This window comes from Leifsonella bigeumensis (genome assembly GCF_039537265.1).
Lineage (GTDB): Bacteria > Actinomycetota > Actinomycetes > Actinomycetales > Microbacteriaceae > Terrimesophilobacter > Terrimesophilobacter bigeumensis.
In genome coordinates this window covers 1,445,045-1,464,892 of sequence record NZ_BAABAE010000003.1, presented here as the reverse complement: position 1 = coordinate 1,464,892, position 19,848 = coordinate 1,445,045, and the positions used below count along the sequence as shown (strand labels likewise).

The 19,848-nt window shown below is 69.5% G+C and carries 19 protein-coding genes; 17 read left to right on the top strand and 2 right to left on the bottom strand.

The window, feature by feature from the left end; translation table 11 throughout:
• Window position 1: 1 nt before the first annotated feature.
• The 4 genes from ABD678_RS12235 (at window position 2) to ABD678_RS12220 (ending at window position 2,869) form a co-directional block, all read left to right on the top strand.
• Window positions 2-913 (top strand): ABC transporter ATP-binding protein, encoded by a 912-nt coding sequence (locus ABD678_RS12235; RefSeq protein ID WP_344757024.1) that lies wholly within the window; start codon window positions 2-4, stop codon window positions 911-913.
• Window positions 910-1,737, top strand: a complete 828-nt coding sequence (locus ABD678_RS12230; protein WP_344757023.1) for an ABC transporter permease — start codon at window positions 910-912, stop codon at window positions 1,735-1,737. Before ABD678_RS12235 ends, ABD678_RS12230 begins: the two co-directional genes overlap by 4 nt.
• Before the next feature lie 22 nt (window positions 1,738-1,759).
• Complete coding sequence (locus ABD678_RS12225) at window positions 1,760-2,338, top strand: GNAT family N-acetyltransferase (protein ID WP_344757198.1); 579 nt, start codon at window positions 1,760-1,762, stop codon at window positions 2,336-2,338.
• A gap of 102 nt (window positions 2,339-2,440) precedes the next feature.
• Window positions 2,441-2,869 carry a VOC family protein gene (locus ABD678_RS12220; RefSeq protein WP_344757021.1) on the top strand — a complete coding sequence of 143 codons (429 nt, stop codon included), beginning with the start codon at window positions 2,441-2,443 and terminating at the stop codon, window positions 2,867-2,869.
• On the opposite strand, the gene glgX is transcribed toward ABD678_RS12220, so the two are convergent.
• Window positions 2,866-4,956: a glycogen debranching protein GlgX gene (gene glgX, locus ABD678_RS12215; protein ID WP_344757019.1), complete on the bottom strand. Its 2,091-nt coding sequence runs from the start codon at window positions 4,954-4,956 to the stop codon at window positions 2,866-2,868. The genes ABD678_RS12220 and glgX overlap by 4 nt on opposite strands.
• A gap of 58 nt (window positions 4,957-5,014) precedes the next feature.
• Here glgX and ABD678_RS12210 point away from each other — a divergent pair, with 58 nt between their 5' ends.
• The 10 genes from ABD678_RS12210 (at window position 5,015) to prmC (ending at window position 16,790) form a co-directional block, all read left to right on the top strand.
• Entirely contained in the window at window positions 5,015-6,181 is a 1,167-nt protein-coding gene (locus ABD678_RS12210) for a cysteine desulfurase family protein (RefSeq protein ID WP_344757017.1), read from the top strand.
• Window positions 6,178-7,326 carry a tRNA 2-thiouridine(34) synthase MnmA gene (mnmA, locus tag ABD678_RS12205; protein ID WP_344757015.1) on the top strand — a complete coding sequence of 383 codons (1,149 nt, stop codon included), beginning with the start codon at window positions 6,178-6,180 and terminating at the stop codon, window positions 7,324-7,326. Before ABD678_RS12210 ends, mnmA begins: the two co-directional genes overlap by 4 nt.
• 95 nt (window positions 7,327-7,421) lie before the next feature.
• Window positions 7,422-8,846: a diaminopimelate decarboxylase gene (gene lysA, locus ABD678_RS12200; protein WP_344757013.1), complete on the top strand. Its 1,425-nt coding sequence runs from the start codon at window positions 7,422-7,424 to the stop codon at window positions 8,844-8,846.
• The gene (locus tag ABD678_RS12195) at window positions 8,843-10,159 is read left to right on the top strand and encodes a homoserine dehydrogenase (RefSeq protein WP_344757011.1); all 1,317 of its coding nucleotides are present in this window, start codon (window positions 8,843-8,845) and stop codon (window positions 10,157-10,159) included. Before lysA ends, ABD678_RS12195 begins: the two co-directional genes overlap by 4 nt.
• A 2-nt stretch (window positions 10,160-10,161) precedes the next feature.
• Window positions 10,162-11,265 carry a threonine synthase gene (gene thrC / locus ABD678_RS12190; protein ID WP_344757009.1) on the top strand — a complete coding sequence of 368 codons (1,104 nt, stop codon included), beginning with the start codon at window positions 10,162-10,164 and terminating at the stop codon, window positions 11,263-11,265.
• Entirely contained in the window at window positions 11,262-12,212 is a 951-nt protein-coding gene (gene thrB / locus ABD678_RS12185) for a homoserine kinase (RefSeq protein ID WP_344757007.1), read from the top strand. Before thrC ends, thrB begins: the two co-directional genes overlap by 4 nt.
• Before the next feature lie 170 nt (window positions 12,213-12,382).
• The gene (gene rho, locus ABD678_RS12180) at window positions 12,383-14,281 is read left to right on the top strand and encodes a transcription termination factor Rho (protein ID WP_425561967.1); all 1,899 of its coding nucleotides are present in this window, start codon (window positions 12,383-12,385) and stop codon (window positions 14,279-14,281) included.
• Window positions 14,282-14,283: 2 nt separating this feature from the next.
• A complete protein-coding gene (gene prfA, locus ABD678_RS12175) occupies window positions 14,284-15,363 on the top strand; it encodes a peptide chain release factor 1 (protein WP_344757005.1) in 1,080 nt (359 codons plus the stop codon).
• A gap of 27 nt (window positions 15,364-15,390) precedes the next feature.
• On the top strand, window positions 15,391-15,864 hold the full coding sequence (locus tag ABD678_RS12170) for a DUF1801 domain-containing protein (RefSeq protein ID WP_344757003.1): 474 nt from the start codon (window positions 15,391-15,393) through the stop codon (window positions 15,862-15,864).
• A 65-nt stretch (window positions 15,865-15,929) separates the two neighbouring features.
• On the top strand, window positions 15,930-16,790 hold the full coding sequence (gene prmC / locus ABD678_RS12165; protein ID WP_344757001.1) for a peptide chain release factor N(5)-glutamine methyltransferase: 861 nt from the start codon (window positions 15,930-15,932) through the stop codon (window positions 16,788-16,790).
• Window positions 16,791-16,824: 34 nt separating this feature from the next.
• Here prmC and ABD678_RS12160 read toward each other — a convergent pair whose 3' ends face one another.
• Window positions 16,825-17,451 carry an HAD family hydrolase gene (locus ABD678_RS12160; RefSeq protein WP_344756999.1) on the bottom strand — a complete coding sequence of 209 codons (627 nt, stop codon included), beginning with the start codon at window positions 17,449-17,451 and terminating at the stop codon, window positions 16,825-16,827.
• A gap of 88 nt (window positions 17,452-17,539) precedes the next feature.
• On the opposite strand from ABD678_RS12160, the gene ABD678_RS12155 reads away from it, so the two are divergent.
• Genes ABD678_RS12155 through ABD678_RS12145 form a run of 3 tightly spaced genes read left to right on the top strand, consistent with a single transcriptional unit; the run spans window position 17,540 to window position 19,832 of the window.
• Window positions 17,540-18,211: an L-threonylcarbamoyladenylate synthase gene (locus ABD678_RS12155; RefSeq protein ID WP_344756995.1), complete on the top strand. Its 672-nt coding sequence runs from the start codon at window positions 17,540-17,542 to the stop codon at window positions 18,209-18,211.
• Window positions 18,208-19,362 (top strand): MraY family glycosyltransferase, encoded by a 1,155-nt coding sequence (locus ABD678_RS12150; protein ID WP_344756993.1) that lies wholly within the window; start codon window positions 18,208-18,210, stop codon window positions 19,360-19,362. Before ABD678_RS12155 ends, ABD678_RS12150 begins: the two co-directional genes overlap by 4 nt.
• The gene (locus ABD678_RS12145; RefSeq protein ID WP_344756991.1) at window positions 19,359-19,832 is read left to right on the top strand and encodes a hypothetical protein; all 474 of its coding nucleotides are present in this window, start codon (window positions 19,359-19,361) and stop codon (window positions 19,830-19,832) included. Before ABD678_RS12150 ends, ABD678_RS12145 begins: the two co-directional genes overlap by 4 nt.
• The last annotated feature ends 16 nt before the right edge of the window (window positions 19,833-19,848 follow it).

Genomic DNA, 19,848 nt, shown 5'->3' with positions numbered 1-19,848 from the left:
TATGTCAACTAGCACAACTCTCGAGTTCACGGGACTCGCCAAATCCTTCGGGGCGGTGCGGGCGGTCGACGACCTGACGTTCACCGTGCCGCCCGGTCAGGTCACCGGATTCCTCGGCCCCAACGGCGCAGGCAAGACGACGACCCTCCGGATGCTTCTCGGGCTCGTCCGTCCGACCGCCGGGACCGCGACCTTCGGCGGCACCGCCTACCACGCGCTGCCGCACCCCCTCGAAACCGTCGGAACGGCTCTCGAGGCGTCGAGCTTTCACCCAGGGCGCTCGGCGAGGAACCACCTCCGCGGCTACGCGATCGCGGCAGGCATCCCCCTGCGCCGCGTGGATGACGTGCTCGCCCAGGTGGGCATCGCCGACTTCGCCGATCGGCGCGTCGGAGGCTACTCCCTCGGCATGCGCCAGCGGCTCGGACTGGCCTTCGCGCTCCTCGGCGACCCCGGCGTGCTCGTGCTCGACGAGCCGGTCAACGGACTCGACCCGGAGGGCATCAGATGGATCCGCTCCTTCCTGAAGCAACTCGCCGGTGAGGGACGCACAGTGCTCGTCTCCTCGCACCTCCTCAGCGAAGTGCAGCAGAGCGTCGACCGGGTCGTCATCATCTCGCACGGCAGGCTCGTCTACGAGGGCGATCTCGCCGGGTTGGAGAGCGGACAGCGGGTGATCGTCGACGCGCCGGACCGGGCTGCCCTCGACTCCGCCCTCCGCGCAGCCGGCGCGACGGTGGAGACTGCTCCGACGGGAAGCGCGACGGGCGCCCTCGCGGTGACCGGGCTCTCCGCCGAGCGGATCGGTTCCGTCGCACTGGCCGCCGGTGTGGCGCTCAGCCTCCTCGCGGTCGAGCAGACCGGAATCGAGAAGGCCTTCCTCGAGCTCGTCGGAGAGGAGGGCCGGCCGTGAACATCGTCGCTGCCGTCCGCGCCGAATTCTCGAAGATCCTCACCGTGCGCCTGTGGTGGGTCCTGCTCATCGTGCTCGCCGGATACGTGGCCTTCACCGCCGGAATCCTCGCCCTCGCCTTCGGCGGGCTCGGCGACCAGCTGGGAGCCGGCGGTGGCGATGTGCCGCAGATCCCGGATGCCGCACTCCCGCCGATCATCTACAGCATCGCCTCGAGCGTCGGCTACGTGTTCCCGGTGCTCTTCGGCACGCTCGCGACGACCGCGGAGTTCCGTCACCAGACGCTCACGCCGACGTTCCTGGCGACCCCGCGCCGCGGGGTCGTGCTCGCGGCGAAGTTCGTGACGCTCGCGGTGTTCGGCGGGCTCTACGGGATCGTCGCGCTGGTGGCATCCGTCGGCCCGGGCGCGTCGATCCTCGCAGCGACCGGCCGCGACACCGGTCTCGGCGACTCCGACACCTGGCTGCTGCTCGCGAGGGTCGTTCTCGTCATGGCGATCTGGGCGATCATCGGCGTCGGCCTGGGCGCGCTCATCCCCAGCCAGGTCGCGGCGATCGTCATCGTGCTGGCCTTCACCCAGTTCGTGGAGCCGATCCTGCGACTCGTCAGCTCGTTCGTGGACTGGGCGGCCGGCATCGGCCAGTACCTTCCCGGCGCCGCGGGCGATGCCCTCGTGGGCTCGAGCATCTTCAGTTCCTTCTCGGCGCCTTCTGCGGGGGCGGCGATGCTCGAGTGGTGGCAGGGCGGCCTCGTGCTCCTGGCCTACGCCATCGCCGCCGGGGCGATCGGCTACCTCACGAGCTGGCGCCGCGACGTAACCTGAGACCGTGCAGGAGGAGGGATCGATGCTCGAGGAGGAATACGAGACGCGCAGGCGGCTGCCACGACGGCTGCGTTCGCCGGAGGAGCCCGAGGCTCCCTTCTCCTATATGCTGCGCGACGCGCGCATCGCCGACCTTCCGCACATCCTCGCGATCTACAACCACTACGTCGCCAACTCGACCGTGACCTTCGATGAGCAGCCCACGAGGTTGCGGGAGCTGCGCGCGAAGTTCCAGCACCTGGTGAAGCTCGGGATGCCGTACCTCGTCGCGGAGAGTCCGAGCGGCGGCATCCTGGGCTACGCCTATGTCGCGCCCTGGCGGGAGCGGGCCGCCTACCGCTACACCGGTGAGAGCTCGATCTACCTGGGTCCGGCCGCGACCGGCAAGGGGCTCGGCCGCGTGCTGCTCGCCGAGCTCATCGAGCGCTCGAGGGCGGTGGGCATCAAGGAGCTCATCGCCGTGATCGCCGACCAGGGAGCTGAGGCGTCGATCGCGCTGCACGAGAGCTTCGGTTTCCGTGAGATCGGCCGCATGGGGCGGGTCGGATACAAGTTCGAGCGCTGGCTCGGCACGATCCTCCTGCAGAAGTCACTCAGGTAGCCGCCCTCCTCCCGCCCCCCCCGTTTGTGCGCAACTTTGGTCGGCGTGGGATCCTCATTCCGACCAAAGTCGCGCACAAACGGATTATGGGAGGCTGGGGGCATGACGGATTCACCGGTATCCCAGATGCGCCTCGTGGTCGAGGCGGAGGACTACGAGGAAGCGCTCGTGTTCTTCCGCGACGTACTCGGCCTCCCGGAGAGCGAGTCCTATTCGGGGGAGGGCGGAGCCAGGGTCGCGATCCTCTCCATCCCGTCGGCCACTCTCGAGCTCGCCAATCCGGCCCAGGTGCGGATGATCGACGAGGTCGAAGTCGGGCGCCCGGTGGCGAGGCGGTCGACCCTCAGCATCCGGGTCGCCTTCGAGGTCCCGGATGCCGACGCAACGACCGCACGCCTCGCCGCTGCAGGCGCCGAGGTTCTCGCGCCGCCGACCAGGACGCCGTGGAACTCGCTCAACGCGCGGCTGGAGGCCCCGGGCGGGCTGCAGATCACGGCGTTTCAGGAACTGGGCGGCTCCGCGGCCGTCTAGGAGCTGTGGTGCGCCCGAAACAGTTTCATCGAGGTCGGTGACATCGCGATCGTCGACCCCGGCGCGTGCTCGCTCTGCTCGATCCAGTCGAAGGCACTGTCGAACAGGAGGGTGTAGGAAGTCACGCCGGCGTGCGCGGGGAGCACCACCTTCTCCTCGGCCTCGAGTCCGTGCACCACGAGCAGAATGCGGTTGAACCCGTCGACCTCGTGGGTTGCGGCTGCGAGGTACTGCAGGGTTCGCTCGGCAGGCGAGTCCCAGTCCTCGATCGACATGGAGACCCCTGCCGAGTTGAACCAGTCCATCTGGGTCGCAGTCTCGAGCGTCTCGCCCCACACCCCGAAATCGCGTGGACGCATTGCCGGGTTGTCGAGCCGGAAGCGGATGCCGGCGCGGGCGATCGCGTAGAGATCCTCCTGCCACTCCTCGCGCTCCCAGGGGAGCCAACTGAGCTCGTCGTCGTGGCAGTAGGCGTTGTTGTTGCCGCGCTGACTGCGGCCGATCTCGTCTCCCGCCGTGAGCATCGGGGTACCCGCCGAGAGCAGGAGTGTCGCCAGGAGGTTTCGCAGCGCCTTCCGACGGGTCGTCAGAATAGTCGCGTCGTCGGTCCGCCCCTCGATGCCGTGGTTGAAGGAGTGGTTGTTGTCGGTTCCATCCCGGTTGTCCTCGCCGTTGCCGAGGTTGTGCTTCTGGTTGTAGGAGACGAGGTCCCAGGCGGTGAAGCCGTCGTGGGCGGTGACGAAGTTCACCGAGGCGATCGGACCGCGCTCGCCGGAGAACAGGTCGGAGGAGCCGGAGAGTCTCGTCGCGAACCCGCCGATGCCGATCGGCGCGGTGCCCGTGGATCGCACCGCCGAGACGTCGCTCAACCAGAACTGCCGCACGCGGTCGCGGTAGCGGTCGTTCCACTCGAGCCAGCCGTTCGGGAACCGGCCGGTCTGCCAGCCGTCCGGCCCGACATCCCATGGTTCGGCGATGAGCTTGGTGCCGGCGAGAGCGGGGTCGTCCCGGATCGCGGTGAGCAGCGGATGCTCGGGGTCGAAGTCGTCGTTCTCGTCGCGCGCGAGCGTGGCGGCCAGGTCGAAGCGGAACCCGTCGACCTGCACCTCGTTCGCCCAGTACCGCAGCGAGTCGAGAACGAGCCGCTGGGAGGCGGACTTCGAGGTGTCGAGCGAGTTGCCGCATCCGGTCGTGTCGACGTAGTCGCCGTGGGCGTCCTGCCGGTAGTAGGTGGAGTCGTCCAGGCCGCGCAGGCTCGTCGTCGGCCCGCCGGGGCCCTCCTCGGAGGTGTGGTTGTAGACGACATCGAGGATGACCTCGATGCCGGCCTCGTGCAGCAGCCGCACCATTCCCTTGAACTCGCGCAGGATGAGCGCCGGCCCGCCCTTCTGTGCGCGCGGCGAGGCCCAGGCGGCGTGCGGGGCGAAGAAGGAGAGGCTGTTGTAACCCCAGTAGTTGCTGAGGCCCATCGTCTTGAGCCGCTGCTCGGTGACGAACTGATGGACGGGCAGCAACTCGACGGCCGTGACCCCGAGGTCCTTCAGGTAGCCGATCGTCGACTCGTGGGCGAGGCCCGCGTAGCTGCCGCGCAACCGTTCAGGGACTGCCGGATTGAGCTTGGTCATGCCCTTCGCATGCGCCTCATAGATGACCGTGTGGTCGAGCGGGGTCGCCGGCTTCTCGACCCCTCCCCAGTCGAAGTGGTCGTCCACGACGCTCGAGCGCCAGTCGCCTGCGGGGGTGCGCACGAGCCCGCGAGCGTAGGGATCGAGGAGGTGCAGGGTCGGGTCGAAGCGGCTGCCGGAGGGTGTTGCCGAATCGCGCGGCCCGTTCGCGCGCAGCGAGTAGGTCGCGCCGCCCCGGAGCGCGTCGCTCGTCGCGGACCAGACGTTCGCCTCGTCCTTCGTGAGCGGGACGGTCGAGACGACCCAGGTCGGATCCCTGGGGGAGAACAGGCACAGCTCCAGGGCGCGCGCACTCGCCGAGTAGACCCGGATCGTGCCGCCATCCGGGGTCAGCGTCACACCGAGGTCGTGCAGCCCGTCGTGCAGCCCATCGGGCGACTGCCGGGGATCTGCGGTGGGCATCGTCCTAGAGTAATTGAGTGCGGGAGGCGCTTCCCGCGACGGGCGCGGAGGGAGTGGCATGGCGGTCTACCTCGACCATGCGGCGACGACGCCGATGCTGGCGGCCGCGCGGGAGGCCTGGATCGACGCGCTCGGGCTCGTCGGTAACCCGTCCTCGATCCACAGCGACGGCCAGAACGCCAGGCGGATGCTCGAGGAGGCCAGGGAGGGGATCGCGACGAGTCTCGGCTGCGACCCCATCGAGGTCGTCTTCACCTCGGGCGGAACAGAGTCGGTCAACCTTGCGATCAAGGGACTGTACTGGGCGGCGACCGGCCGGGACGCCCATCGCCGGCGCATCCTCGTTCCCCGGGGGGAGCACCACGCGACGATCGACACGGTCGAGTGGCTTGAGAAGCGTGAGGGTGCGATCCTCGAGTGGCTTCCGATCGACGATCTCGGACGCATTCGCCCCGAAGCGGTGGAGGCGGCGCTCGCGGAGCATGACGACGTGGCGCTGCTCACGGTCCTGTGGGCGAACAACGAGGTGGGGACGATCCAGCCCGTCGCCGAGCTCGTCGCCATCGCGGCGCGTTACGGCATTCCCGTGCATGCGGATGCCGTGGCCGCCTGGCGCCATGTGCCTATCGACTTCGCCGCGTCGGGGCTCACCGCGCTCTCGGTCTCGGCGCACAAGATCGGTGGTCCGCTCGGGATGGGCGCCCTCGCGCTCTCGCGGCGGGCGAGCGTCGTTCCGCTCATCCACGGCGGTGGCCAACAGCGTCAGGTCCGGTCGGGAACCCAGGATGCTCCGGCCGCGCATGCCTTCGCGGTCGCCGCCGCGCATCCGGTCGCCGAACTGGCGGGGCTGCGCGATCGGCTCATCGGCGGGGTCCGCGAGGCCGTGCCGTCCGCGATCCTGCGCGGGGATCCGGTCGATCGTCTCGACAACAACGCGCACTTCACCTTCCCGGGCTGCGAGGGCGATTCGCTGCTCTATCTGCTGGATGCGGCGGGCGTCTCGGTGAGCACCGGCTCGGCCTGCCAGGCCGGGATCCCCGAGGCGAGCCACGTGCTGCTCGGCATGGGGCTCGATGAACAGGAGGCGCGCGGTGCGCTCCGGTTCACCCTCGGGCACACCTCGACACCGGCCGACGTCGACATGCTGCTCGCCGCGCTTCCGGCGGCCCACGAGAGGGCGCTTCGGGCGGGGTACTCTGCGCGCGTGCCTACACTGGAACGATGAAGGTCCTGGCGGCGATGAGCGGCGGAGTCGACTCCGCCGTCGCGGCGGCGCGCGCCGTCGACGCCGGCCATGAGGTGGTCGGGGTGCATCTCGCCCTCAGCCGGATGCCGGGCACTCTGCGCACCGGCAGTCGCGGCTGCTGCACGATCGAGGACTCGATGGACGCCCAGCGCGCCGCGAACCTCATCGGCATCCCGTACTACGTCTGGGATTTCTCCGAGCGCTTCAAGCTCGACGTCGTCGACGATTTCGTGGCCGAGTACTCGGCCGGCCGCACCCCCAACCCGTGCCTGCGCTGCAACGAGCGCATCAAGTTCGCCGCGCTCCTCGAGAAGGCGCTCGACCTCGGGTTCGACGCCGTCGCGACCGGCCACTACGCGAACATCGTGACCGGTGCGGACGGTCGACGCGAACTGCATCGCGCCGCCGACTGGGCCAAGGACCAGTCCTACGTGCTCGGGGTGCTCACCGCCGAGCAGCTCGCCCACAGCATGTTCCCGCTCGGCGCGACCCCCAGCAAGGCCGAGGTGCGCGCCGAGGCTGCCGAGCGCGGGTTCTCGGTCGCGAGCAAGCCCGACAGCCACGACATCTGTTTCATTCCGGATGGCGACACCCGCGGCTGGCTCGCCGAACGGGTCGGGGCCGAATCCGGCGACATCCTCGACCGCACTGGCGCGAAGCTCGGCACACACGAGGGAGCCGCGGCCTTCACGGTCGGCCAGCGCAAGGGGCTGAACATCGGGTTCCCCGCCGATGACGGCAAGCCGCGGTTCGTGCTCGAGGTGCGGCCGAAGACCAATGAGGTCGTCGTGGGGCCGCGTGAGGCGCTCGACGTCGCCGAGGTCGCCGGCTCCCGGTTCAGTTGGGCGGGCGCCGCGCCGGAGACCCTCATGTCGCCGGAGACGACCGAGCCGCTCGCCTGCGAGATCCAGATCCGGGCGCATGCCGACCCGGTTCCGGCCGCGCTCTTCCTGCGCGACGGTGAGCCCGATCCTGCTGAACTCGTCGCAATCCCGGATGCGCCGCTCAGCGGCGTCGCGCCCGGCCAGAGCTGCGTCATCTACCTCGGCACCCGCGTCCTCGGACAGTTCACGATCGACCGGACGGTCTCCGCCGTTCCCGTCCATGCTGGTCCGGCCCACTGAGCCTGCCATAGGATTGCAGGGGCTTCAGGAACCAAGCCGGGTTCGCTCGCCTCGCCGTTGACCGCCGTGAGGCCGAGAAATCCAGTGAGACTCCTGTGACCGCCAACCCGCTCGCTCCGCCGTGGCTCGAAGCCCCGGCCGACAGCAACGCGCTTGCCGACGGCGTATGGTCCGCCAACGCGCGGCGCGCGTCCGGGGGCGAGCTCGAGGTCGCCGGAGTCCCGGCATCCGCGCTCACGGCCGAGTTCGGCTCGCCGCTCTACGTGCTCGACGAGGCGGATGCCCGCGCGCGTGCCGCCCGCATCCGCACCTCCTTCGAGACCGCCTTCGCCGCGATCGGCGCCACGGTGACGGTTTATTACGCCGGGAAGGCGTTCCTCTCGGCCGAGGTCGCGCGCTGGATGGATGAGGAGGGGCTTGCGATCGACGTCGCGAGCGGAGGAGAGCTCGCCCTCGCCCTCGCCGCAGGAATCGCCCCCTCTCGCCTCGGCCTGCACGGCAACAACAAGAGCCTCGATGAACTCGACCGTGCGGTCGCCGCGGGCGTCGGCGCCGTCGTCCTCGACAGCGCCATCGAGATCGAACGGGTCGCCGACGCCGCCCGCCGGCACGGGGTCGTCCAGCGCGTGCGCCTCCGCGTGAACACCGGCGTCCACGCCCACACCCACGAGTACCTCGCGACCGCCCGCGAGGACCAGAAGTTCGGTGTCCCGCTCGGCGAGGTCGCCGGGCACGTGGCACGCATCCGCTCCCTCGAATCGCTGGAGTTCCTCGGCCTGCACTCGCACATCGGCTCGCAGATCTTCGACGTGAGCGGCTTCGTCGAGGCCATCGGGCGGCTGCTCGCCGTCCACGCCATGCTGCTTGAGGGCGGCCCCGTGCCGGAGCTCAACATCGGCGGTGGCTTCGGGATCGCCTACACCTCGGTCGACCGGGTGACCCCCATCGAGCTCATGGCCGAGCAACTCGCCGAGGCGGTGGCCCGCGAGGCCGAGCGCAACGGCGTCGCGGTCCCGAACATCGCGATCGAGCCGGGCCGGGCGGTCATCGGCCCTGCCGGCCTCACGCTTTACACGGTCGGCACGATCAAGGACGTCGAGGTCGCGACCGCATTCGGGAGCGCGGTCCGCCGCTATGTGAGCGTCGACGGCGGGATGAGCGACAACGTGCGTCCTGCGCTCTACGGCGCCGACTACTCCACGCGGATCGCGGGTCGCGCCTCGGATGCCGAACCCGTTCTCGTGCGGATCGCCGGCAAGCACTGCGAGAGCGGCGACATCGTCGTGCATGCCGACTACCTGCCGGGCGATGTCGCACCGGGGGACCTGCTCGCCGTCGCGGCGACCGGCGCATACTGCTGGTCGCTCGCGAGCAACTACAACTACCTCGTGAGGCCGCCCGTCGTGGCGGTCGCCAACGGGGCGGCGCGCGTGATCGTGCGCGGCGAGACGGAGGCGGACCTCCTCGCCAGGGACACCGGCCTGAACCCCACCGCGAGCGGCGAAGGAGCCACCCGATGATCGAATACCGCAACCTGCGAGTCGCGCTGCTCGGCGCGGGGAACGTCGGCGCCCAGGTCGCCGCGCTCCTCCTCGAGCACGGCCCGGAGCTCGCCGAACGGGTCGGCGCCGGGCTCGAACTCGTCGGCATCGCGGTGCGCGACCTCGACGCCGAGCGCACGGCCGACCTTCCCCGCGAGCTGCTCACGACCGACGCCGACTCGCTCATCCTGGGCTCGGACATCGTCATCGAGCTCATGGGGGGCCTCGAGCCGGCGCGCGAGCACATCCTGCAGGCGCTGAACTCCGGGGCGGATGTCATCACCGGCAACAAGGCGCTCCTCGCGACCCACGGCCCGGAGCTCTTCGAGGCCGCGGAGCAGGTGGGCGCCCAGCTCTACTACGAGGCGGCGGTCGCCGGGGCGATCCCGATCATCCGGCCGTTGCACGACAGCCTCGCCGGCGACCAGGTGAAACGCATCCTCGGCATCGTCAACGGAACGACGAACTTCATCCTGGACCGCATGCACACGACGGGGGCGACGCTCGAGGAGGCACTTGCGACGGCCACCGAACTCGGGTTCGCCGAGACCGACCCGACCGCCGATGTCGACGGTTTCGACGCGGCGCAGAAGGCGGCGATCCTCGCGAGCCTCGCGTTCCACACCGTCGTCCCGCTCGAGTCGGTGCACCGTGAGGGCATCGCCGCGATCACACTCGAGCAGGTCGAGGCCGCGACGAGGGCCGGTTACGTCATCAAGCTCCTCGCGATCTGCGAGAGGCTGACGGATGCGGAGGGCACCGAGGGCGTGAGCGCGCGCGTCTATCCCGCGCTCGTCCCCGCCGACCATCCGCTCGCGGCGGTGCACGGGGGCAAGAACGCGGTCTTCATCGAGGCGGAGGCCGCCGGCGACCTCATGTTCTACGGTGCAGGGGCCGGTGGGCTGGAGACCGCGTCCGCCGTGCTCGGCGACCTCGTGACGGCGGCCAGGCGCCACGTCATCGGCGGACCGGGCATCGCGGAGTCCCGGCACGCGAGCCTGCCCATCCTGCCCATGTCGAGCATCACGACGCGCTACCAGATCACCCTCGCCGTGCTCGACCAGCCGGGGGTGCTCGCCGAGATCGCCGACCTGTTCCGCGAGCACGGCGTCTCGGTCGAGACCCTCGTGCAGTCGGTCGCGTCGGGTCCGGAGCACACGGCTCCCACCGCTACCCTTGTAATCGGCACTCACGAGGCGTCCGAATCATCCCTTGCCGCGACCGTCGCATCCCTGGCCGCGTCCCACGTCGTCGAATCCGTTGTATCCGTCTTGAGAGTTGAAGGACTGTGAGCATGTCCCAGCCGAGCACGTCCCGACAGTGGCGCGGGGTCATCCGCGAGTACGCCGACCGGCTCGATGTGAGCGAGGCGACGCCGGTCGTGACGCTCGGCGAGGGCGGCACCCCGCTCATCGACGCGGCGACGCTCTCCGCGCGAACGGGCGCGAACGTGTGGATCAAGTTCGAGGGGATGAACCCGACCGGTTCCTTCAAGGACCGCGGCATGACGATGGCGGTCTCCAAGGCCGTCGAGCACGGCGCGAAGGTCGTCATTTGCGCCTCGACCGGCAACACCTCCGCCTCGGCGGCGGCCTACGCCACGAAGGCCGGCATCACGGCGGCCGTGCTCGTGCCGCAGGGCAAGATCGCGCTGGGCAAGCTCAGCCAGGCGATCGCCCACAACGCGCAGCTGCTGCAGGTCGAGGGCAACTTCGACGACTGCCTCGACATCGCGCGCGAGCTCGACGCCCGTTACCCCGTGCACCTGGTCAATTCGGTCAACAACGACCGCATCGAGGGGCAGAAGACGGCGGCCTTCGAGGTCGTCGAGGTGCTCGGCGACGCGCCGGACTTCCACCTCGTCCCGCTCGGCAACGCCGGGAACTACACGGCCTACCACCGTGGCTACCGTGAGGAGCTCGCCCGCGGTGCCACGACGAGGCTGCCCCGGATGTTCGGCTTCCAGGCAGAGGGCAGCGCCCCGATCGTGCGCGGCCACGTCGTCAAGGACCCGGAGACGATCGCGAGCGCGATCCGCATCGGCAACCCGGCATCCTGGAAGCTGGCGCTCGCCGCCCATGAGGACAGCAACGGGTACTTCGGCATGTTCTCGGATGCGCGCATCCTCGAGGCCCATCGCATCCTCTCGGCCGAGGTCGGGGTGTTCGCCGAGCCCGCGTCGGCAATCGGTGTCGCAGGATTGCTCGAGCGCTCGGATGCCGGGGAGATCCCGAAGGGGTCGACCGTCGTCATCACGGTCACCGGTCACGGGCTCAAGGACCCGCAGTGGGCGGTGCGGCAGCCGGACGGCTCCGAGGTCGCGCCCACGGTCGTGCCGGTCGACACCGACGAGATCGCCGGGCTGCTGGGGCTGGCTGCGCAGGAGAAACGCGGATGACCGCGACCCCGACCATCCCGGTGGGCACCGCCGTCTCGGTCAAGGTGCCGGCGACGACCGCGAACCTGGGCCCGGGGTTCGACACGCTCGGGCTCGCGCTCTCGCTCTACGACGAGCTCGAGGTCTCGGTGCGCGCCGAGCCCGGCGTGCACGTCACGGTCATCGGTGTTGGGGAGGGGGAGGTGCCGACCGACGAGTCGAATCTCGTCGCCCGCTCGATCGCGTACGTCTTCGAGAAGGCCGGTGTCCCAATGCCGGGGCTCGAGATGGTCGCCCGTAACGCCATCCCGCACAGCAGGGGGCTGGGCTCGTCCGGCGCTGCGATCGTCTCCGGGATCATGGCCGCGAGGGGACTGCTCGACGGGATCGTCGAATTCGATGCGGTCACCCTGCTGGAGCTCGCGACCGACCTGGAGGGACATCCGGACAACGTGGCGCCCGCTCTCTTCGGCGGGCTCACGATCGCCTGGGTCGCCGAGGACGGCCCGAAGCACAAGAAGCTCATCGCGCACCGTGGCGTCTCCGCCGTCGTGTTCGTGCCAGAGGCGGCGATGTCGACCGCACTCGCCCGCAGCCTGCAGCCGGCATCCGTCCCGCACGAGGATGCGATCTTCAACGTGTCGCGCAGTGCGCTCCTCGTGGCCGCGCTCGTGCAGAGCCCGGAGCTCCTGCTCGCGGCCACCGAGGATCGGCTGCACCAGAGTTACCGTGCGAGTGCCATGCGCGAGACCGATGATCTCATCCGGATGCTGCGCTCTCACGGCCTCGCCGCGGTCGTCTCCGGTGCCGGTCCTTCCGTGCTCGTGCTCGGCAGTGACCCGAGCCAGCGTCTGAGGGCCGCCGAACTCGTGGAGCAGAATTCGGCCTCGACCTGGCAGGCGCTCATGCTGGCCGTCGACTTCAAAGGTGCTACAGTGATGGTGCATCCGGTAGAAGTCTCCGACTGATCCAGTCTGACTGATCCAGTGGGGGAGCCCGGATGAAATCACCAGCATTCGCCGTATCCCCACCCTGAGCACCCGCACAGACCCGGTGACGGGCATCCGGCGACAATCTCCGCTGCGAGTGGCGGCGCATCGTCGATGCGAGCGCTCGGCAGGGGAAAGGAACCCTCTCAGTGACTGATCCAATCGTGACGGATCCGAACGTCCGCGCCAGCGGGCCGGATGCCGGAGTCACGCTCACCGCGCTGCGACTGCCCGAACTCCAGGCCCTGGCCACGGAGCTCGGCATCAGTGGCGCCGCAAAATTACGTAAGGGAGAACTCGTGGAGACCATCTCCGAGGTCCAGGCAGCACAGGCTGCACCAGCAGCTGCCCCGTCGGCGGATACCGCACCGGCGGATGCCGCGCAGGCGGATGCCGCACAAACGGATGCCGCACCGGCGGCCGCGCCCAGGAAGCGCGCACCGCGCCGTGCCACCGCGGCAGCGGGCGTCGTGACCAGCACGGTCGTCGATGCGCCGGCGGAGGCGCAGGCAGAGGCACCGGCGGAGGCACCGGCAGCCGAGAAGCTCGCCGAAAAGCCCGCCGAGCAGCCCGCCGAGCAGAAGGAGTCGCAGGAGCCCGGGCAGGAATCCGACCACGAGGGCGAGAACGCTGCGGGCCAGCGCAGCCGCAACCGCAACCGCAACCGTGGCGGCGGAGACAAGCAGCAGCAGGGCGACGGCCAGCAGGACGGCCGCCAGCAGGGCGACCGCCAGCAAGGCGACCGCCAGCAGAACGGTCGCCAGCAGGATGGCCGTCAGCAGGACGGCCGTCAGCAGGACGGCGACGACCGCAACGGCCGCAATCGCTATCGCGACCGCAAGCGTCGCGGCCAGGGCGGGAACGACGACCTCGAGCCGGAGCTGACCGAGGACGACGTCCTCATCCCGGTCGCCGGCATCCTCGACGTGCTCGACAACTACGCCTTCGTACGCACGAGCGGCTACCTTCCCGGCAACAACGACGTCTACGTCTCGCTCGGCCAGGTCAAGAAGTACAACCTGCGCAAGGGCGACGCCGTCGTCGGTGCGATCCGCCAGCCGCGGGAGGGCGAGAACCCCGGCCGTCAGAAGTACAACGCGATCGTCAAGATCGACTCGATCAACGGCCTCCCGCTGGATGCCGCCGCCGAGCGCGTCGAATTCGGCAAACTGACCCCGTTGTACCCGACCGAGCGCCTGCGCCTGGAGACCGAGGCCGGCAAGCTCACGACCCGCATCATCGACCTCGTGTCACCGATCGGCAAGGGCCAGCGCGGACTCATCGTCTCGCCGCCGAAGGCGGGGAAGACGCTCGTGCTGCAGGCCATCGCCAATGCGATCGCCAAGAACAACCCTGAGGTCCACCTCATGGTCGTGCTCGTCGACGAGCGACCGGAAGAGGTCACCGACATGCAGCGCACGGTCAAGGGCGAGGTCATCGCCTCGACCTTCGACCGCCCGGCCGAGGACCACACGACGGTCGCCGAACTCGCGATCGAGCGCGCCAAGCGCCTCGTCGAGCTGGGCCACGACGTCGTCGTGCTGCTCGACTCGATCACCCGCCTCGGCCGCGCATACAACCTGGCCGCTCCGGCCTCGGGGCGCATCCTCTCCGGTGGCGTCGACTCCTCGGCGCTCTACCCTCCGAAGCGCTTCTTCGGCGCTGCGCGCAACATCGAGGACGGCGGCTCCCTCACGATCCTCGCCACGGCGCTCGTCGAGACAGGCTCCAAGATGGACGAGGTCATCTTCGAGGAGTTCAAGGGAACCGGCAACATGGAGCTGCGCCTCTCACGCCAGCTGGCCGACAAGCGCATCTTCCCCGCCGTCGACGTGAACGCATCCGGTACCCGTCGTGAGGAGATGCTCATGGGCGCCGATGAGGTCAAGGTCACCTGGAAGCTGCGTCGCGCTCTCGCCGGCCTCGAGCAGCAGCAGGCGCTCGAGATCGTGCTCGGCAAGCTCAAGGAGACCAACTCGAACGTCGAGTTCCTCATGCAGATCCAGAAGTCCCTTCCCGGCGTAGCCGGCGCGAGCAAGGACGACTAATCGTGTTCGAGTCAGTGGCAGTGCTGCTGGCCGAGCACGAAGACCTGCAGGTTCAGCTCTCCGATCCGGCCGTGCACGCGGATGCCGCCCGGGCAAGGAAGATCAACCGGCGTTACGCAGAGCTCAGCCAGGTGAAGGCCGCGCACGAGCACTGGGTTCAGGCCGGAGAGGACCTCGCCGCCGCGCGCGAGCTCGCGAAGGAGGACGACTCCTTCGCGGCCGAGATCCCCGCGCTCGAAGAGAATCTCGTCACGACGCAGGAGAAGCTGCGCAGGCTCCTGATCCCACGCGATCCGGATGACGGGCGCGACGTGATCATGGAGATCAAGGGCGGCGAGGGCGGCGCCGAGAGCGCGCTCTTCGCGGCCGACCTCCTGCGCATGTACCTGCACTACGCGGAGTCGAAGGGCTGGAAGACCGAGCTCCTGGAGCGCAACGAGAGCGACCTCGGCGGCTACAAGGACGTCCAGGTCGCCATCAAGTCGAACGCCACGGACCCCTCGCAGGGCGTGTGGGCGCACCTCAAGTACGAAGGAGGCGTGCACCGCGTGCAACGGGTCCCGGTCACCGAGTCGCAGGGCCGCATCCACACCTCGACGACGGGCGTGCTCGTCTTCCCGGAGGTCGACGAGCCCGAAGAGGTCGAGATCAATCAGAACGATCTCAAGATCGATGTCTACCGCTCGAGCGGCCCGGGCGGCCAGTCGGTCAACACGACGGACTCCGCCGTGCGCATCACCCACCTCCCGACCGGGATCGTCGTCTCGATGCAGAACGAGAAGAGTCAGCTGCAGAACCGCGAGGCCGGCATGCGCGTGCTGCGCGCCCGCATCCTCGCCCGCCAGCAGGAGGAGCAGGCCGAGCTCGACTCCGCCGCCCGCAAGAGCCAGATCCGCACGATGGACCGCTCCGAGCGCATCCGCACCTACAACTTCCCGGAGAACCGGATCGCCGACCACCGTACCGGCTACAAGGCCTACAACCTGGATGCCGTCATGAACGGCGCCCTCGACGCCGTGATCGACTCCTGCATCCAGTTCGACGAGGAGGCCAGGCTCGCCGACCTCGGCGCAGATGCGTAGGCCTGCACAGCCGCGTAATCTGGCCCCATGGCCGGCTCCAGGAGCAAGATCACGACCCAGCCGACGGCGGTGCCCGTCGAAGAGTTCCTGGCGACCGTGACCAACGCGCGGCGTCTCGCGGATGCCCGCGAGATCATCGCGATCCTGCGGCGGGTGTCGGGCGAGGAGCCGGTCATGTGGGGTCCCTCGATGATCGGCTTCGGTTCGTACCACTACCGCTACGACTCCGGCCACGAGGGTGACGCGTTCATCATGGGCCTCTCGCCCCGGGCGGCTTCGATGTCGGTCTACGGGCTCTACAACGCCTACGACCCCGATCCGCGCCTGGAAGAACTCGGCCCACTCACCGCGGGCAAGAGCTGTATTTACATCAAGAGGTTCGAGGCGATCGATCGCGAACTCTTCGAGGCGATGGCCGGGGATGCCTGGGCGCTGCAAGGCGGACCCGCCAGCCATCTCCGCCTGAAGGACCAGGGACGGCCTGAGGCGCCCGCGGAGTGATGGTCCAACGGACGAGTGATGGCGCCTCGGCGGGCACACTCGTCCGAACGGGCCACAATGGACGAATGCCCACCACGATCCGAGCCCTGCGCGATCGCGCCGTCGCCGAACTCGCCGCCGCGGGCGTGCCCGACCCGGAGGTCGATGCCGAGCTGCTCATCGGGCATGTGGTCGGCCTCGGCAGGGGAGAAGTGCAGGCGCGGATCGCAATGGATGCCGAGGTCAGCGAGGATGAGCGCGCGGCCCTCCAGGCGCTCGTCGCGCGGCGCGCAGCGCGGGAACCGCTCCAGCACCTCACCGGGCGCGCACCGTTCCGCAACCTCGAGCTCGCGGTCGGCCCCGGCGTCTTCGTCCCGCGGCCGGAGACCGAGCAGGTCGCCCAGTTCGCGATCGACGCTCTTCTCGCCACCGCAGAACCCGAGCCGGTCGCCGTCGACCTCGGAACCGGAAGCGGCGCGATCGCGATCGCCCTGGCCACCGAGGTTCCCCACGCGCGGGTGTTCGCGATCGAGCTCTCGCCGGAGGCGCACGCCTGGGCGGAGCGTAACGTCGCCGCATCCGGGGCCCAGAACCTCGAACTCGTGCTCGGCGACCTCGCCGACGCCTTCCCCGAGCTCGATGGGCGCGCCGCTGTCGTGATCTCCAACCCGCCCTACGTTCCGACGGATGCCGTGCCGCGCGATCCGGAGGTCCGTCTCTTCGACCCGGCCACGGCCCTCTATGGCGGCGAGGACGGACTCGACGTCGTGCGCACCGTCTCCCGCACGGCGCTGCGGCTGCTGCACCCCGGCGGAACCCTCGTGATCGAGCACGGCGAGTTGCAGGGCGAGGCCATCGGCAGCCTCCTCGCCGCAGACGGCTGGCGCGCGGCGGCGACCCACCCCGACCTGCTGGGTCGGCCGAGGGCGACGACCGCGCTGCGGTGACCCTCGCGCTGCGGTGGCCCTCGCGCTGCGGCGGTCAGCCCCGCCCGGCGAACTCCGCGATGGCCGCGTCCAGACCATGGGTCCCGGGGACGCCGTTCACTACCTCGATGTGATGCGCGCGGATGCCGACGGCGGATGCCCCCTCGGCGTTCGCCTCCGAATCGTCGGTGAAGAACGTGGTCTCCGGGCTCGCCCCGAATCGCTCCATGGCCAACCGGTAGATCGCGGCATCGGGCTTCCGAACGCCGAGGTCGCTGCTCACGAGCACGTTGTCGCCCACGATGGCCGCGACATCCGGCGCGAGCCAGGAGAACGACTCGGCGAACGGCGCAGGGTTGTTCGTGAGCACGGCGACCGTGCCGAGGTCCGCCGCGCGACGGAGGGCGTCGACTGCGCCGGGGATGGGCGTGCTCGCGAGCATGCGCGCCTCCCGCCAGCCCTCGAGCGTGAGCGCCGCGCCGGTGACCTCGGTGAACTTCGCGAGGTACTCCTCGGAGGTCGGCCACTCGCCGGCCTCCGCACGTCGCTCGAAGCCGCCGGCCCACCAGCTCTTCGCGAGGGTGTACTGGCTGACCCCGGTCAGAAGGGCGAGCGCGGGCAGCCGCATGCGGAAGTCGTAGTCGTAGAGCGTGTCGTCGAAGTCGAACAGGTACAGATCCACTCAGGTTCCCTTCCTCCGGCACCCAGGCCGCCGGCAGCGCCGTCCGCCGCCGGATGTCCAGTCTGCCCGAAGTAGGATGGCAAGCGACATGGCGACCATCTACGACTGCTCGGACAGCACCGAGCTCCTCACCGGCATGCGCCTGGCGCGGCAGGCCCTCGGCATGGGGGAGCTCATCGTGCTGCCCACCGACACCGTCTACGGGGTCGGCTGCGACGCCTTCAGCCCGGCCGCGGTGCGCCGGCTGCTCGAAGCGAAGGGCAGAGGCCCCGAGGCGCCGCCTCCCGTGCTGATCCCCGGCATCCCGACCCTCGACGCGCTCGCCGAGAGCATCCCCGACGAGGTGCGCAGGCTCGTCAAGGCGTTCTGGCCGGGAGCGCTCACCGTCATCGTCCCCGCGCGGGAGTCGCTCAAGTGGGATCTCGGCGAGACCCACGGCACCGTCGCGCTCCGGATGCCGGACAACGACATCGCGCTCGAACTGCTCTCGGAGTCCGGCCCGCTCGCGGTCACCTCGGCGAACCTCACCGGCAGGCCCGCGGCGACGACGGCCCAGGATGCGCATATCGCGCTCGGGGAGGCCGTCACGGTCTACCTCGACGGCGGCCCGGTGGGCCCCGCAGCGGGAGCCGAGATCGTGCCGGGCAACGACACGGGCTCGACGATCGTGGATGCCACCGGCCTCCTCGTCGGCAAGGAGCTGCGGATCGTGCGCCACGGGGCCATCCCGGATGAGGCGATCCTCGGGGCCCTGAAGTGATCTTCTACATCATCGCCGCGCTCATCGCTGCGATCGTGACCGCGGGATTCTCCTGGCTCATCCGCCGGCTCGGCGCGAAGTACCGCCTGTACCCGAGCATCCGCGACCGCGACGTGCACTCGACGCCGACTCCGAGGCTCGGCGGAGTGGCGATGTTCCTCGGCGTCCTCGCCGCCTTCGCGGTGGCGAGCCAGGTGAGCTGGTTCCATCTCGTGTTCGCCCGACCCGGACAGGTCGTGGCGATTCTCAGTGCGGCGCTCATCATCGTGCTCATCGGCGTGGCCGACGACATCTGGGACCTCGACTGGCTCACCAAGCTCGCCGGGCAGATCATCGCCGCCGGCCTCCTCGTGTGGCAGGGCGTGCAACTCGTGACCGTGCCGGTCGGCGTCAACTCGCAGGGGTCGCAGTCCTCGCTCGGGATCACGGTCGTCCCGCCCGTGCTGGGCCTCGTGCTCACCGTCGGTGCCGTCGTGCTCGTCATGAACGCGGTCAACTTCATCGACGGCCTCGACGGGCTGGTGACCGGCGTCGCGATCATCGCGAACGGCGTGTTCTTCATCTACAGCTACTGGCTCGCGCGGGCCGTGGGGGAGACGGAGTACTTCAACCTCGCCTCGCTCATCACGGCCGTGCTCATCGGCGCCTGCGCCGGGTTCCTGCCGTTCAACTGGCATCCGGCGAAGCTCTTCATGGGCGACGCCGGCGCCCTCCTGGTCGGCCTGCTCATGGCGACCTCGGCGATCTCGGTCACCGGACAGATCGACCCCGGTTCGCTGCAGTCCGGGAAGCTCCTGGTTCCCGCCCTCATCCCGATCCTCCTTCCCTTCGCAATCCTGCTCATCCCGATCCTCGACTTCGTGCTCGCCGTGACCCGCCGGATGCTCGCCGGCAAATCGCCGTTCAGCGCCGACCGCAAGCACCTTCACCACCGGCTGCTCGACATGGGGCACTCCCATCTGCAGGCGGTGCTGATCTTCTACTCGTGGACGGCCGTCGTCGCCATCGGGGTGTTGAGCTTCCTCTTCGTACCCTGGGTGTGGTCGCTGGCCTTCATCGTCGTCGGACTCGCCATCACGACGGCCGTCACGCTCGCCCCGCTGGGCAGGAGTCTGCGCAGAGCCACCGCGACGAAGGGAAGCCCATCATGACCGAGCGGAGAACGACTCCGGTCCCGGCGAGGGCACTGCGCTACGGGAGCCTGGTCACCCTGGTCATCGCCGTCGTCGGGTCCGTGATCGGCTTCATCGTCTCCGGCGTCCCGGGCATCCTGAGCGCCCTCATGGGCGCCCTGCTCGCGGCCGTCTTCATGGGGCTCACCGCGGTCAGCATGCTCGTCGCGTGGAGGGTCACGGGCGGCTCGGCGTCGGATCTCCGCTTCTTCGGGATCGTCGTCGGAGCCTGGATCGCGAAGCTCCTCGTCTTCGTGGGCGTGGCCATCTGGCTGCGGTGGCAGTCCTGGCTCGATCCGATGGTGTTCTTCGTCGCCTCGCTCGCCGCCGTCGTCGGATTCCTCATCGTCGACATCGTCGCGCTCCAGACCAGCCGCATACCCTATGTCGATGTGCCGTTGCCGGGGGACGAGGCGGATCGCGTGGAGAAAACGTCCCCCGATTCTTGATAGTGTTGTCGAGGTT